This window comes from Rhizosphaericola mali (assembly GCF_004337365.2).
GTDB classification, from domain to species: Bacteria; Bacteroidota; Bacteroidia; order Chitinophagales; family Chitinophagaceae; genus Rhizosphaericola; species Rhizosphaericola mali.
Map to the genome: position 1 here is coordinate 3,110,918 of NZ_CP044016.1, position 14,215 is coordinate 3,125,132.

Consider the following 14,215-nt stretch of genomic DNA (forward strand, 5'->3'; position numbering starts at 1 on the left):
AAATCGGACGTCACTCGGACTCCAACTTGTCTTTTGATTAAAAAGTTTTGCCTTCGAAAATTATAGCTTGACCTGCGATGAATAGAGTAGCATTTTGTAAAAATGCTTGGGAGATTAATTTTTGTATTAGAAAAACTTATTATAATGAAAAAGAAAATATTTGGTTTATTAGTATTAGCAGCAACAGTAGCAAACGTAACAGTAAACGCAGCTACTATCAACGAAAAAGAAAAAGAAGCTAAAGCAGCAGTAAAATCTACAGAAGATGACAAATTGAAGGATGAAGCTTCTGTTAATTATCTTGGTGAAATGAATAGCACAAGCATCGTATTTGATGTTGCTTATGCCAATCCTTCAGGTAAAGCATTCAAAATTTTGATCACTAACAATCAAGGAGATCCTTTATTCGAACAAGTATTCAAAGGAAGCGATTTCAATAAAAAAGTAATGATCAAAAAAGATCCAGATACAAATGGTATGGTTAACTTCTACGTAAAACCATTCAAAAGCAAAGCATCTTATGCTAAATCATTCTATTTAAATACAGATACAAAATTTGTAAGTAATACTTCTGTTGAAAACGCAGACTAGTCAATATTTACATTCAAAATAGTGAAAGGTTATTTGGAAACAAATAACCTTTTCGTTTATATATAGTTTTGTAATTATTTTTCACTACTTTAGATAAAAGAAAAGTATTTCTTGCCAATTAAATTAACCTAGGATATTATGTTTTCAGTAACCATATTAGGCAACAATTCTGCATTGCCTGCATACAATCGGCATCCGACTGCACAGATGGTTCATTTGAATGAACAAAATATTCTTTTGGATTGTGGAGAAGGTACGCAGATGCGCATGTTGGAATTTAAGGTTAAGAGGAATAATCTTAACTATATTTTCATCAGTCACTTGCACGGCGATCATTATCTTGGGTTGGCCGGCTTGATTAATACGTTGAATTTAACAGGCAGATCTGAACCTCTAAATTTATTTGCGCCTCCTCCATTGGAAGAAATTCTAAGGTTACAATTTGCCAATGGAAATACCAAACTCAATTTTGATTTGCGTTTTTTCCCTCTACCAGAGGAAGCAGGGCCCTTAGTCGAAACTTCCACGTTTCGAGTATCGACCTTTTTAACGGAGCATCGTGTAACTTGTCACGGTTTTTTAATTGAAGAAATTAAGAAACCAAGAAGTATTGTACCAGAAAAAACACAAGAATTTGGTATACCGTTTGACTATTATCCGGCATTACAAAATGGTGCAGATTACATTTCTGAAGATGGAGAACTGATTATTCCCAATGAAATATTAACGGAAGAAGCCCCTCTACCCAAAAGCTATGCTTATTGTGCAGATTCTAGATTTACAACTTCATTTTTACCGTATATAGAAAATGCAGATACGATCTATCACGAAACCACTTATTTGGATGATTTACGTGAAAAAGCAGAAAGTCGATATCACAGCACAACCAAACAAGCGGCAACTATTGCTACTTTAGCACACGCTAAACAGCTATTGATTGGGCATTTCAGTTCCATGTATGATGATCTCACGCCATTTCAATTAGAAGCAGCTTCTGTTTTCCCTAATTCTATTAGGACGCAAGAAGGAGAAACATATAATATCTAATTAGAAAATATTAAATTTGCTAAAGCAGCCAACTTCAATTCCATATACATAGTATTTAGTAATTAGAAAAACGGAGCGTTGAAACCATTTTTAATTCAGTAACTTTCAACCTTTTATTATAATTAGTTAGCAGCAATTTTTAAATTCAATTCTTAATTTCTAAATTCTACTTATGAATTTTGCATTATTTGTAAATAAATTGTAGCCTTTGCACTACGATTGTATCTTTTGATTCCAATTTTGATAAGCTATCACTAATTATATCTAGACTGGGGGAAAAATAAGACCAACAATTTTTACTATTACATATAAAGTTTAACTCCTTTCTATACAAATTTCCTTCTTTAAAACTTATAAAAGATTGTCCCTTTGTTTTGTACAAATCATAGGGAAGGTTCATATATGATTGGATTAAGGATTGAATTGGTTTGATAGTAATTCCATCTATAATGCTATCACAAGACGTAAAATAGCTATTGCTAGCATGAAAAATCTTTATAATTGTTGAATCATGTTGAACCAGATGATACTCTCCATTTACATTATCCGCGATATCGAATAAAACTGAGTCTTTATACGACGTAAAGTCATTGATTTCTGTCACCTGATTTTTAGGCTGAATAAGGATAGCTGTAGTAAAAACCTTCCCCTCATATATTTTTGACATCCCTGCCTCGATGTGAAATTTTTCATTTGAAAGGACTGAATAATTATTTAAATATGAAGCAATAACATTTTTATCCGTAATAGATTTTCCTTTAATATACATTATTGGAGATTCATAATAAACCTCATTGGTGTATCTATATAATTTTTCTTCCCATATATTCGAAACACCCGTCTTTTTACACCCCATCAAAATATTGGACAATATAATAATATTAAATAAAAGAAGCAGAATCGAAAGTTTCATAATCAAATTAGTTTTACCCTTCAAATATATACAATTTTTTGAGCTAAAAATTAACCCCATATCCTATAATATACTTCAAAGGATAATAGATTTAGAAAATTTCTTTCACGACATTTTTAATGGTGGAAGGTTTACCCAAAGTGTAGTAATGCAAGACCGGCACGCCTGCCGCTTTTAGTTCTTTACTTTGTTGGATAAGCCATTCAACGCCAACTGCTTCGGCTTCTTGGTCGTTTTTAGTTTTAAGTAATTCTTTGGAAAATGCTTCCGGAATATCTACATGAAAAATGCTTGGCAAAATGCTTAATTGCTTTTTCTTCGTAATAGGTTTCAATCCTGGAATAATGGGAACATTGATTCCCATAGATTTACAAGTTTCTACAAATTCAAAATATTTGGCATTATTGAAAAACATCTGTGTCATGATATAGCTTGCACCTGCATCCACTTTTTGTTTCAAATATTCCAAATCAGTAGATAGATTCGGGGCTTCAAAATGCTTTTCCGGATAACCTGCAACGCCCATACAAAAATCAGTGGAAAATCCATTGACAATGCCTTCCGAATTCAAATAAACACCTTTATTCAAATCTGCCACTTGTTTTAATAAATCCAAAGCATGTGCATTTCCGTCGGGTTCGGGTATGAAAGTTCCGTCACTTTTAGCTGCATCACCACGTAAAACAAGTACATTGTCAATACCTAGAAAATTCAAATCGATCAATGCATCTTCAGTTTCTGTTTTTGAAAAACCGCCACAGATGATATGAGGAACCGCATCTACGCCATAATGATTTTTCAAAGCGGCACATATCCCAACGGTACCTGGCCTTTTTCTCATCTGTATTTTTTCAAAAGAACCGTTAGGTAATTTTTTAAATACAGATTCAACTCTATGATAAGTTACATTGATCCAAGAAGGCTTAAATTCCATTAAAGAATCTAAATGTTGGTATATAGAGGAAATATCCTTCCCTTTTAAAGGAGGCAATATTTCGTAGGACAGTAAAGTTTCTTTTGCTTGAGCGATATGTTCCGTAATCTTCATAATTGTATAGAAAAGTTCTGCAATATAACTACTAATGCGAACAAAAATAAAGAAGCGCTACCTAATAGCGCTTCTTTATTCTAATAACTTTGATATTATTGCTGTTTTTGCTCCTTAGCGTCCTCGGTTTCGGTTTTTAATGCATCCAAAGGTTCGGGGATGGTCACTCCCGCTTCTTCATATTCATTAACGTTTGATTCATTTTCTAAAACAGAACCATCTTCAAAACCAATATTTACTAATACAGAAAGTGATTGTATTCCAAATCCACGAAATACCCCTTTGGTAGGCGAGCAATCAGCGAAGCTACGACCAATGGCCAATTTGACATGCATATCCGTTACCCAAATATTATTTGCCGGATCTATACCTGCCCATCCAAAATCAGGAATAAAAGCCTCTACCCAAGCATGCGTTGCACCCTCTCCCCTCATTTGCCCATTATTGCTACATATATAACCACTCACATAACGTGCTGGAATACCAGCAATACGCAACATTTCCAATAAAACATGTGCAAAATCTTGACAAACGCCACCACCTTTATTCAAAATTTCATCCACATTTGTTTCGGTGGTTGTAATTCCTTTGGTATAATTCAAATGCTGATAAACATAAAAAGCACAATCAGAGACAACAGAAGCCACGACTGTCGATTTTTGGAAAAATCCATTAATAACACCCTTTAATGCTTGATGATGCGCAATATGATCAGGTGTTGTCAACTCAATTAATCGAATATCCGAAGGAACTAAACTCGATAAATCACCCACGGTCGCATGCAAATTCAGACTCGGAACATTTTGATTAAAAGTGACAATTTTCAATCTGCTTTCAATTTCCAGTGTTTGATGCGATTCTAATACATTGAAAACGCCTGTTTTATTTCCCCAATAATCAAAAAAATGAAATACATCTGGATGATTCGAAATAATCACTTCTTGACTTTTCACTTCCTGTTCTTGACATTGCAGTGGGAAAATTTTTATTTCATTTACACTTTCAAATACGGGAACATCGTATTTATATTTCGTTATATGCTTAATTTCAAAAATCGCCATACAATTACCTTTTAAATATTGGTTCGCTAATTGTAAGAGAAAAAGTTTTGACCCAAATGAGTACTTACTTCAATCAAATCACACTTAATTTCTCCTACAAATTCCTTCAAATCAATTGAATCGATGGAATCATAATCAGTATAACGCAATTTGCTATACAATCGTTGAAACTTGCGCCATAAAGCCGCATTTTCTGGTGAAGAGGCTTCATGAACAACGGAATCTAAATATCTTTCAATTTTTCTCAAACTATAAATAACAGAGTGTGGAAAATTGACATTGAAAAACACTTGATGTACTACATTAGTATTGTATTTCGGGGTACGATAGGTTTTTAGATACAATTCATAACCAGACAATTCTAATAAGAGCAAACGCCATTTCATAATATCTTTTTCGCCAGCAAAATCAAAATCAAACATTTCAAATTGTTTTTCTGCTATGCAAATGGTTGTCATGCAACGCTCTATATACCTACCCAAATTCATAAAGTTCCATCCAGCACCTCTTGGCATAGTGATATCAGCAGTACCTGTATATAAAACACATTTGGTAATCAGCTCTTCTAATACATCTAAAGTTTCTGCATTATCAATACGTTCTTCAATATCCGAATGATGAATCAAATGATACACTCCATTAATTTCTTCCCATAATTCTTTGGTAATATGATCTTGTACACCTCGAGCATTTTCACGCGACCGATTAATTATATTAACTAAGGAACCATCATTAGAACTATCAACCAAAAGAGACTTTATGGATAATTTTGTATCTTTTTCTATAGAAGCAATTTGCTCAGGCGAGTAGCTTGAAAACAATTCTAATACAGATTTCCATGTAATATTTCCACCGATATCTTTATCTAAAGACAATATATAATGATTAGAAACGACTCTCAATAATACATGTGCTCTCTCCATGTACCTATTTTCCCAATAAAGGGCATCTGCGATTCTACTTAAAAGCATATTTTATAGTTATTCCGTTATCAATTTTATTCAAAGCATAATTTAAAAATCTACGACCCAAGTATCTTTACTACCACCACCTTGAGAAGAGTTTACCACCATAGACCCCTCTTTCAACGCTACACGAGTTAAACCACCTGGCACCAAATGAATACCATCGGGTCCATATAAGGCATAGGGTCTTAAATCAACGTGCCTTGCTTGAAATTTACCATCAATAAAACATGGTACTGTAGATAAATTTACAATGGGTTGTGCAATATAGTTTCTAGGATTGTTTTCGATTTCAGGTTTAGCAGCGAGCCACTCTTCCTCGGTTGTTGCATTGCCCATAATCATTCCATATCCACCAGATTGATTGGTACTTTTAATAACCATACTATGAATATTTTTAAAAACGTGGTTACGCTCTTCCTCATTCATCAAATTATACGTTGGCACATTACTCAAAATGGGTTCTTCATTGAGATAATATTTGATCATCGCGGGAACATATGGATAAACCGCTTTATCATCCGCAACACCATTTCCAACTGCATTTACAATCGCTACATTTCCTTTTCGATAAGCGGACATCAAACCCGGAACACCTAAAACACTTTCTTTTTTGAATACCAATGGATCCAAATACTCATCATCTACCCTGCGATAAATAACATGCACTTGTTCCAATCCGTTGGTAGTTTTCATATACACTTTATTGTCATTGACGACCAAGTCACGACCTTCAACAAGCGCAACCCCCATCTGACGTGCCAAGAATGTATGTTCGTAATACGCTGAATTGTAAATACCTGGCGTTAAAATCACGACTCGTGGATTGGAAACCTGCGTAGATGCCAATTGCAAAAGCACATCATGCAAAAGCAATGGGTAATTGCTAACACGTCTTACATTATTATCCGCCAACATATTGGAAAAAATGCGCTTAGTCACTTCGCGATTTTCCAACATATAAGAAACCCCAGATGGCGTACGCAAATTATCTTCTAAAACGTAAAACTTACCATCTTGTCCTCTTATTAAATCAATACCCGAAATATGTACGTATATATCCGAAGCCACTTTTATCCCAAAAACCTCGCGATTATACATTGGACAAGAAGCAATCAAAGATGCTGGTACTATATTATCTTTCAATATATTTTGGTCGTTATATATATCATTGAGAAAAAGATTTAACGCTTTTAGTCTTTGCGCAATACCCTTTTCTAACATATCCCATTCTTTCCCATCAATTACACGAGGGATGATGTCAAATGGGAATATTCGCTCGATACCTTCATTGTTATTTTTATAGACGGTAAAAGTAATACCTTGATTCATGAACAACTCTCCTGCCATGTGATTTTTTTGGAGTAGTTTCTGTTCGTCTAAGGTTTTTAAAGTGTCAAAGATTTTGAGGTAATGCTCGCGAATTCCATCTTTACCACGCATTTCATCCCAAATATTTTCCCGGTAGCGATAATTTTCTAAAAAATAATCAATTGTCATATTAAGTATTCAATTTATAGGCGCCAAAACATACATATATTCAAAACTTCTATAAAATATATAGATATTTTCTAATACTGTATTTTCACAACCAAAAAGTAAGATATTTATTCACAAATTGAGTACAATATAACAAATTAATTTAATTATAATATCTATTTATCTTATTATAAATTTATTAATTAAAAAGGGCTTCCTTAGAAAAGAAAGCCCGTGTTCACCAAAACCAACTGTAAAAATGTATAATTATTTTAATAAAATTCTCTGCATGACATCTTTCATAAACACCACTACTCGATCTTTTAACTCAGGAGTAAAAGGATCTTTGGTACAATCATTATTATCTAAAACCACATTACAAATGGTCTTAGAAAGAAACAATTGATTAATTGTCCCAAAAATTAAACTCATCGTCAAAGCCACGTCTACCTGCCTAAACTCACCTTTGATAATACCATCATTGACGATTTGTGATAATAAAGTTTTATTTTTCTTGATAATATCTCTTATTATATCACTCACCTCCATACGTTGATTTAACATGATTTCATGATGTAATAGCTTATGAAATTCACGCTTTCTCATCAACTTCTCCACATGATAATCAATAACCGCATAGACCTTATCAATGGTCAACATATCCTGCCTATCCGCCAATTCCTTGTAGATAGCCAACATATATTCAGAATCTGAAACCATCACCGCCTCAAATAATTTCTCTTTGGAACCAAAATAATAATTAATCATCGCAAGATTTACTCCAGCCTGAGAGGCTATATCTCGTATAGAGGTTCCTTCAAACCCTTTACGAGCAAAAAGCTCGGTTGCAGAAGCTATTATTTGTGATTTTTTATCCATTTATCCTCCTCTTTCCAAATTTTCCAAATGCAAATTTAAACAAATGTTTAAACTAAACAAATGTTTAACCTATTTTTTTTGAGCTTACGCTGTTTGTGCTTAGTATATTTGCCTATAATCTATTATAACATTATGGAAATCACATTAGAACCATTGAGCATACAGCATTATGAAGAGCTAAAAAATGCGATGATGGAAGCATACGACGGACTAGGAAGTGTTTGGGAAAAGGAAAAAATTCAAAGATTGATTCAGCTTTTTCCGGAAGGACAATTGTGTGTATTAGTCGACAATAAAGTAGCCGCAGTTGCATTGTCCATCGTTGTGCAATACAATTTGTTTGGAGATAATCACACTTATAGTGAAATTACTGGCAACGAGACATTTAATACACACAATGATAGTGGTGATATTTTATATGGTATAGAAGTATTTGTAAGCCCAGATTTTAGAGCGATGCGTCTAGGCAGAAGATTGTATGATGGGCGGAAAGAATTATGCGAAAGATTAAATCTTAAAGCAATTGTCATCGGTGGCAGGATTCCTCATTACCATTTATTTAGTAAAGCACTTACGCCATTGGAATATATCAATAAAGTTCGTACAAAAGAAGCCCATGACCCCGTACTAACATTTCAATTATCCAATGATTTTCATATTGTAAGAATATTAAAAAATTATCTTCCTGGCGATACTGAATCTGAAGAATATGCAGTTTTACTGCGATGGAATAATGTATTCTATGCAGAGAAACCAAGTAGTTTAACGGATAGTAACATTAGATTGGGTTTGGTACAATGGCAAATGCGTTTATTTAAAAATTTGGAAGAATTTTACCAACAAATTGAGTTTTTCGTAAATGCACTATCTGGTTACCAGTCGGACTTTGCTGTATTTCCAGAATTATTTAATTCACCACTTTTAGCATCTTACAATAACCTTTCAGAATATGAAGCAATGCGTAAATTGGCAGAAAAGACCGAAGAAATCAAACTCAAAATGTCCGAATTTGCCATTTCCAAAAATATCAATATTATAGCGGGGAGCATGCCTTGCTTAGAAGACGATAAATTATATAATGTCTCTTACCTATTGCATAGAAATGGTAAAATAGATGAATATCGCAAAATCCACATTACCCCATACGAAAGTAAATTCTATGCTATTGTTGGAGGCAATCAATTGAAAGCCTTTGATACAGATTGTGGAAAAATAGGCATTTTGGTTTGTTATGATGTAGAATTTCCTGAATTATCTAGAATTTTAGCTGAACAAGGAATGAAAATTTTATTTGTCCCCTATTTAACCGATACTCAAAATGCGTATACACGTGTAAGAAATTGTGCCGCAGCCAGAGCCATTGAAAATGAATGTTATGTTGCGATAACTGGTTGCGTGGGTAATCTACCAGGAGTAAATAACATGGATATCCAATTTGGACAATCTGCAGTATTTACCCCATCTGAATTTGCATTTCCATCCAATGGTGTAAAAGGAGAATCTACACCAAATACAGAAATGACGCTTATTGTGGACGTAGATTTGAATCCGTTAAAAGATTTGCATCATTTTGGATCCGTCAAAAATTTATTGGATCGCCGCACCGATTTATATGAAATAAAATGGAAAAAGTAAACATGAAAGATTACAAGGAACAATTTGAACGATTAGTCAATATTATGAATGATCTCAGGGAAAAATGTCCTTGGGATCAAAAACAAACCATCCATACGTTGCGCCCACTCACCATCGAAGAAACGTATGAATTAGGTGATGCCATCGAAAAACAAGATTGGTCCGAAATGAAGGAAGAAATTGGAGACATAATGTTGCATCTTATTTTTTATTCTAAAATTGCGGAGGAGCAAAATCAATTTACTATTAGTGACGTGCTTGACAGTATTTCAGAAAAAATGATCACGAGACATCCTCACATTTATGGCAATGTATTTGTAGAAAATGAAGAAGATGTCAAACGTAATTGGCAAAAAATAAAATTGCAAAAAAAAGGAAAAAAATCTGTTTTATCTGGTGTACCCAGCGGTCTTCCAGCGTTGATCAAGTCTACACGCATACAAGAAAAAGTGAAGCACGTTGGATTTGAATGGGACGACAAAAAAGACGCATGGAATAAGGTAAAAGAAGAATTACAAGAATTTCAAGAAGCTGAAAATGACAATGATGTAGTAAATATGCAAGCGGAATTTGGAGATGTTTTATTTTCTCTTGTAAATTACGCGAGATACGTAAATATAGATCCGGAAACTGCATTAGATAAAACCAATAAAAAATTTATTCAAAGATTTCAATTTATCGAAACGCAAGCGAAAGCACAAAATAAAAGTGTCGATACTATGTCGTTAGAGGAAATGAATATTTTATGGGAAAAAGCTAAATCAGAACTAAAAAATAGCAGTTTATAATTTCGATGATAAAACTAAATAAAAGAATTCGCATTTCTGGCAATCTTTGGTTGATTATAGCAGCATGGTTATTTACCTTGTCATTTATCATCAATAATTATTTGTCCTATAATGCAACACCAACGAATGCGAAGCTTTTATTAGAAAAAAACATCGCTAAGAAAGAGGCATTATTTAATAAAGTTTTAGAGAATAATCAATTACTTGAAAACATAAGTCAAAAAGTACAGACAGTCAGTTCCAATGAATTATTCCAGCTTCCCATAGGACTATTTGTATATGAGGAGGATACACTTGGAAATGATCGATTACTTTATTGGAACAGAATAGCAGCTCAAATCGAGCCTAAAGATCTTAACTTAATCGACGGAGACTACTCTGTTAATTATTACAATGGACTATTTGAGTTAATAAAAAAGACCAAATTCATAGGGAATAAACAATATAAATTTTTCGGACTCATTCCTATTTATTGGCAGTATTTACAAGAAAATGATTATTTAAAAAATCATTTTGAAGATTTTCCCAATCTGAATAAAAGATTCAAAATTGAAAAGATTGGAATGCCTGTACTTAATGGTAAAGGAAAAACACTTTTTCATATTGGATTAGTTTCTGAATCAAGCGACCAGATAAAACCAAACAATATATCTTTAATCTTTAGGTTAATCGCATTAGCAATAATCTTATTAGTTTTCCAAAAATTTATAAATAATTACGCTAGAAAAAAAGGCGCTAAAAAAGGTTTATTTTTATTTCTAACTGTGATTATTGTAGCAAGAGGTCTTTCATTCTTCTTTAATTTTCCTTTTAATTTTAGAATATATGCACTTTTTGATCAATTTATTTATGCCTCAGATTTTTTAAATGCAAGCTTAGGAGATTTATTTATTAATGTAATATTGTTATTGTGGATAACCTCATTTATACGCAGATTTATACACCAGTTTAAATATCCATTAAGTATAAAAAATAGTTTAGTTGTCAAACACACCATTGCAATAACGGGAATCATTGCATTAACATTGACGACAATTGGGTTTATGCATATAATTGAAAGTTTAATCAGAGATTCAACAATTTCATTTGATGTAACAAATTTCTTTTCCCTAAATAATTTTTCTAGAATAGCATTTGTAATAATTGCCTTTGCCAGTGTATGTTATCATAGACTATTGTACATTTTCCTACTACCGTCTAGACAATTAGGCTATAGCACTATTAGGAAAATCATTTTTTGTCTAATAACAGGTTTACTTTTTACCATAATAGCACGTGACAATTCCAATATGGCATCGGATTTCATTTGTGTCCTTTGGCTATCTGTACTACTACCGATTATAAATGCGAAATGGATTGACTTGCGGAAAAATCTAGTCAGTTCTTCAAATTTTTTATTTTGGACAATGATCTATTCAGTTAGTATTACTGCTGTAATTTATTACGAAACTCAAAATATAGAATTAAAAGATAGAAAATCCTTTGCTGAAAATATTGGTTTAAGGTCAGATGAAACAGGAGAAACCCTAATAAAAATAGCAATCAATAATCTCAATGCATACTTCATTCAGAATGCAGCAACAACAGTTTATAACGAAATCGAAAATAGACATACAAAAGACCAAATAATTAATGAAAACTTTTCAGGATATTTAAATAAATACAGTACAGAGGTATATTTTTTCGATAGTACAAAACAAGGACTTTATAACGATGATAGTACATCTTTCAATACCTTAGAGATAAGTATACATAATCAAGCTAAGCCAACGGATGTTAAGAATCTATATTATAATGAAAATACACCTGATCGATTTAGCTATATATTTAGAAAGGATCTATTTGATGATAGTCAACAAAGATTGATTGGATATTGTTTTGTTTTAGTAAAGCCGTATCGATACGCTAATAATACTCTTACATTTCAACTATATAATACATCAAAAGCATTACTTGGCGATGTTACCTATAAGTATGCTTATGCCATCTATAAAAATAGAAAAATAATTACTAGCTATAATAGCAGTACATTTTCAGAATATTTGGATAAAGATCTGACACCCAAAATCGACTATTTATTAAAAGATGATTCAAAAGAAAGTACCTTATACTATAATGCAGGAGATAATAAAGTTGTCGTAATCGAAAAAAAGAATAATCGAATTATTGAAGAGATCACTCTATTTGCTTATATATTTTGTATCAGTATAGTTGTCCTAATCGTTTCTTATTTTATTATTAAAATCTTAGAAGCTAATTTTAATTGGCGTTATATCAAAAGTTACTTTCAACCCAACATACATAAGCAGATCCAAGGAACAATTATTTTCATTAGCATTTTTTCTTTTTTTGTAATAGGGATATCAACAATCTCATTTTTTTACTTACAATTTAACAACTCAAATAAAGAAAGATTGAGTCAATCTTCACATGTCATTTCTGGAGAAATAGAGTATAGTTTAAAATTTGAAGAATATGATAAATCTATTGTCAGTACCAACTACATAACCGATAATATAGGTAGACGAATTTTACAAATTGCAGCACTTAATAATTTAGATATAAACTATTATGCACAAGATGGTAGATTAATCAGTACATCTCAGCCTTCTATTTACAACAAGGAAATATATGCCCCTTGGATGAATCCAAATGCATACTATAATATCCACGTTAAAAAATTATTAGAATTTACCCAAACCGAAACCATCGGATCATTTAATTTTCTAAGTATTTACGTGCCGATTCATAATTTTAATGGGGAAAACATTGGCTATATAAATGTACCTTATTTAAACTCTCAAAACGAGGTAGAGAAACAAATATCAAGTTTTTTGGTTACGGTAATCAATTTAAATGCGTTGATATTCATATTAGCAGGTGTCATTGCAATGCAATTCACTCGTAGAATATCAGATACATTTACGTTAATTGGTGAAAAAATGAGAGCCATAAATTTGGGTAAAAAGAATGAGCTTATCCATTATAAAAGAAAAGATGAAATTGGCGAATTGGTGACAGAATATAATATCATGGTTGAAAAGCTATTTAAAAGCGCGGAGATACTTGCTAAATCAGAAAGACAAGGAGCATGGCAAGAAATGGCAAGACAAGTAGCACACGAAATCAAAAATCCATTAACGCCAATGAAATTAAGTATTCAATACTTAGAAAGAGCCATAAACTCTGATGCTGAAAATGTAAAAGAATTAAGCAAAAGAGTTACTCAAACACTTATAGAGCAGATCGATCAACTTGCAAAAATAGCAAGTGATTTTTCTCAATTTGCCAACATAAATAACAACAATCCAGAAGTAATATCAATCAATGATTTGTTAACATCTATCACCTCATTGTATGTAGCTGAACCCAACGTAACAATTACAACCCAAAAAATAGAACCACCAATTATGTTATGGGCTGATAAAACTCAAATTAATAGGCTGCTGACTAATTTAATTAAAAATGCAATTGAAGCAACGGAGACTAACAAACAAGCACAAATAAATATTACGCAAAGTATTCACAATAATAAAGTCACAATAGCAGTTCACGATTTTGGCATGGGTATACCTGAAGATAAAAAAAAGAAAATATTCGTTCCAAATTTCACCACTAAATCGTCAGGTACAGGTTTAGGACTTGCTATATGTAAAGGAATATGTGAGAGTGCAGAAGGTACGATTAGTTTTAAAAGTAAAATTGGAGAAGGTACAACATTTTTCATAACGCTACCCATTTACACCCCTTCCAATTAGGGAAATATTGACATTTCTTTTTCAAGCAAATACAATATATTTGGATAAATA

11 protein-coding genes are annotated in these 14,215 nt (G+C 32.5%); 5 read left to right on the plus strand and 6 right to left on the minus strand.

Going from position 1 to position 14,215, the window contains the following annotated elements; translation table 11 throughout:
- The first annotated feature begins 144 nt into the window (after positions 1–144).
- On the plus strand, positions 145–591 hold the full coding sequence (locus E0W69_RS13395) for a hypothetical protein (protein WP_131330558.1): 447 nt from the start codon (positions 145–147) through the stop codon (positions 589–591).
- 138 nt (positions 592–729) lie between these two features.
- A complete protein-coding gene (locus E0W69_RS13400) occupies positions 730–1,638 on the plus strand; it encodes a ribonuclease Z (protein ID WP_131330559.1) in 909 nt (302 codons plus the stop codon).
- Positions 1,639–1,822: 184 nt separating this feature from the next.
- Here E0W69_RS13400 and E0W69_RS13405 read toward each other — a convergent pair whose 3' ends face one another.
- The 6 genes from E0W69_RS13405 to E0W69_RS13430 all read right to left on the minus strand — a co-directional run bounded on the left by E0W69_RS13405 (position 1,823) and on the right by E0W69_RS13430 (position 7,983).
- The gene (locus tag E0W69_RS13405) at positions 1,823–2,551 is read right to left on the minus strand and encodes a hypothetical protein (RefSeq protein ID WP_131330560.1); all 729 of its coding nucleotides are present in this window, start codon (positions 2,549–2,551) and stop codon (positions 1,823–1,825) included.
- A gap of 91 nt (positions 2,552–2,642) precedes the next feature.
- A complete protein-coding gene (gene metF, locus E0W69_RS13410) occupies positions 2,643–3,599 on the minus strand; it encodes a methylenetetrahydrofolate reductase [NAD(P)H] (RefSeq protein ID WP_131330561.1) in 957 nt (318 codons plus the stop codon).
- Between the two features lie 95 nt (positions 3,600–3,694).
- Complete coding sequence (locus tag E0W69_RS13415; RefSeq protein ID WP_131330562.1) at positions 3,695–4,660, minus strand: transglutaminase family protein; 966 nt, start codon at positions 4,658–4,660, stop codon at positions 3,695–3,697.
- 26 nt (positions 4,661–4,686) lie between these two features.
- Positions 4,687–5,631: an alpha-E domain-containing protein gene (locus E0W69_RS13420; RefSeq protein WP_131330563.1), complete on the minus strand. Its 945-nt coding sequence runs from the start codon at positions 5,629–5,631 to the stop codon at positions 4,687–4,689.
- 42 nt (positions 5,632–5,673) lie between these two features.
- Entirely contained in the window at positions 5,674–7,125 is a 1,452-nt protein-coding gene (locus E0W69_RS13425; RefSeq protein ID WP_131330564.1) for a circularly permuted type 2 ATP-grasp protein, read from the minus strand.
- 246 nt (positions 7,126–7,371) lie between these two features.
- On the minus strand, positions 7,372–7,983 hold the full coding sequence (locus E0W69_RS13430) for a TetR/AcrR family transcriptional regulator (RefSeq protein WP_131330565.1): 612 nt from the start codon (positions 7,981–7,983) through the stop codon (positions 7,372–7,374).
- 132 nt (positions 7,984–8,115) lie between these two features.
- On the opposite strand from E0W69_RS13430, the gene E0W69_RS13435 reads away from it, so the two are divergent.
- From E0W69_RS13435 to E0W69_RS13445, 3 genes are read left to right on the plus strand one after another with little or no spacing between them, the layout of a single operon-like run.
- A complete protein-coding gene (locus E0W69_RS13435; protein ID WP_131330566.1) occupies positions 8,116–9,618 on the plus strand; it encodes a carbon-nitrogen hydrolase family protein in 1,503 nt (500 codons plus the stop codon).
- Positions 9,606–10,406 (plus strand): nucleoside triphosphate pyrophosphohydrolase, encoded by an 801-nt coding sequence (gene mazG / locus E0W69_RS13440; RefSeq protein ID WP_225321257.1) that lies wholly within the window; start codon positions 9,606–9,608, stop codon positions 10,404–10,406. The genes E0W69_RS13435 and mazG overlap by 13 nt, the downstream gene beginning before the upstream one ends.
- A 5-nt stretch (positions 10,407–10,411) precedes the next feature.
- The gene (locus E0W69_RS13445; RefSeq protein ID WP_131330567.1) at positions 10,412–14,164 is read left to right on the plus strand and encodes a sensor histidine kinase; all 3,753 of its coding nucleotides are present in this window, start codon (positions 10,412–10,414) and stop codon (positions 14,162–14,164) included.
- Positions 14,165–14,215: the final 51 nt, after the last annotated feature.

Bases quoted from the DNA above. Each gene is read 5' to 3' on its own strand.
- E0W69_RS13395 (WP_131330558.1), top strand. From the start codon at position 145: ATGAAAAAGAAAATATTTGGTTTATTAGTATTAGCAGCAACAGTAGCA.
- E0W69_RS13400 (WP_131330559.1), top strand. From the start codon at position 730: ATGTTTTCAGTAACCATATTAGGCAACAATTCTGCATTGCCTGCATAC.
- E0W69_RS13405 (WP_131330560.1), bottom strand. From the start codon at position 2,551: ATGAAACTTTCGATTCTGCTTCTTTTATTTAATATTATTATATTGTCC.
- metF (WP_131330561.1), bottom strand. From the start codon at position 3,599: ATGAAGATTACGGAACATATCGCTCAAGCAAAAGAAACTTTACTGTCC.
- E0W69_RS13415 (WP_131330562.1), bottom strand. From the start codon at position 4,660: ATGGCGATTTTTGAAATTAAGCATATAACGAAATATAAATACGATGTT.
- E0W69_RS13420 (WP_131330563.1), bottom strand. From the start codon at position 5,631: ATGCTTTTAAGTAGAATCGCAGATGCCCTTTATTGGGAAAATAGGTAC.
- E0W69_RS13425 (WP_131330564.1), bottom strand. From the start codon at position 7,125: ATGACAATTGATTATTTTTTAGAAAATTATCGCTACCGGGAAAATATT.
- E0W69_RS13430 (WP_131330565.1), bottom strand. From the start codon at position 7,983: ATGGATAAAAAATCACAAATAATAGCTTCTGCAACCGAGCTTTTTGCT.
- E0W69_RS13435 (WP_131330566.1), top strand. From the start codon at position 8,116: ATGGAAATCACATTAGAACCATTGAGCATACAGCATTATGAAGAGCTA.
- mazG (WP_225321257.1), top strand. From the start codon at position 9,606: ATGGAAAAAGTAAACATGAAAGATTACAAGGAACAATTTGAACGATTA.
- E0W69_RS13445 (WP_131330567.1), top strand. From the start codon at position 10,412: ATGATAAAACTAAATAAAAGAATTCGCATTTCTGGCAATCTTTGGTTG.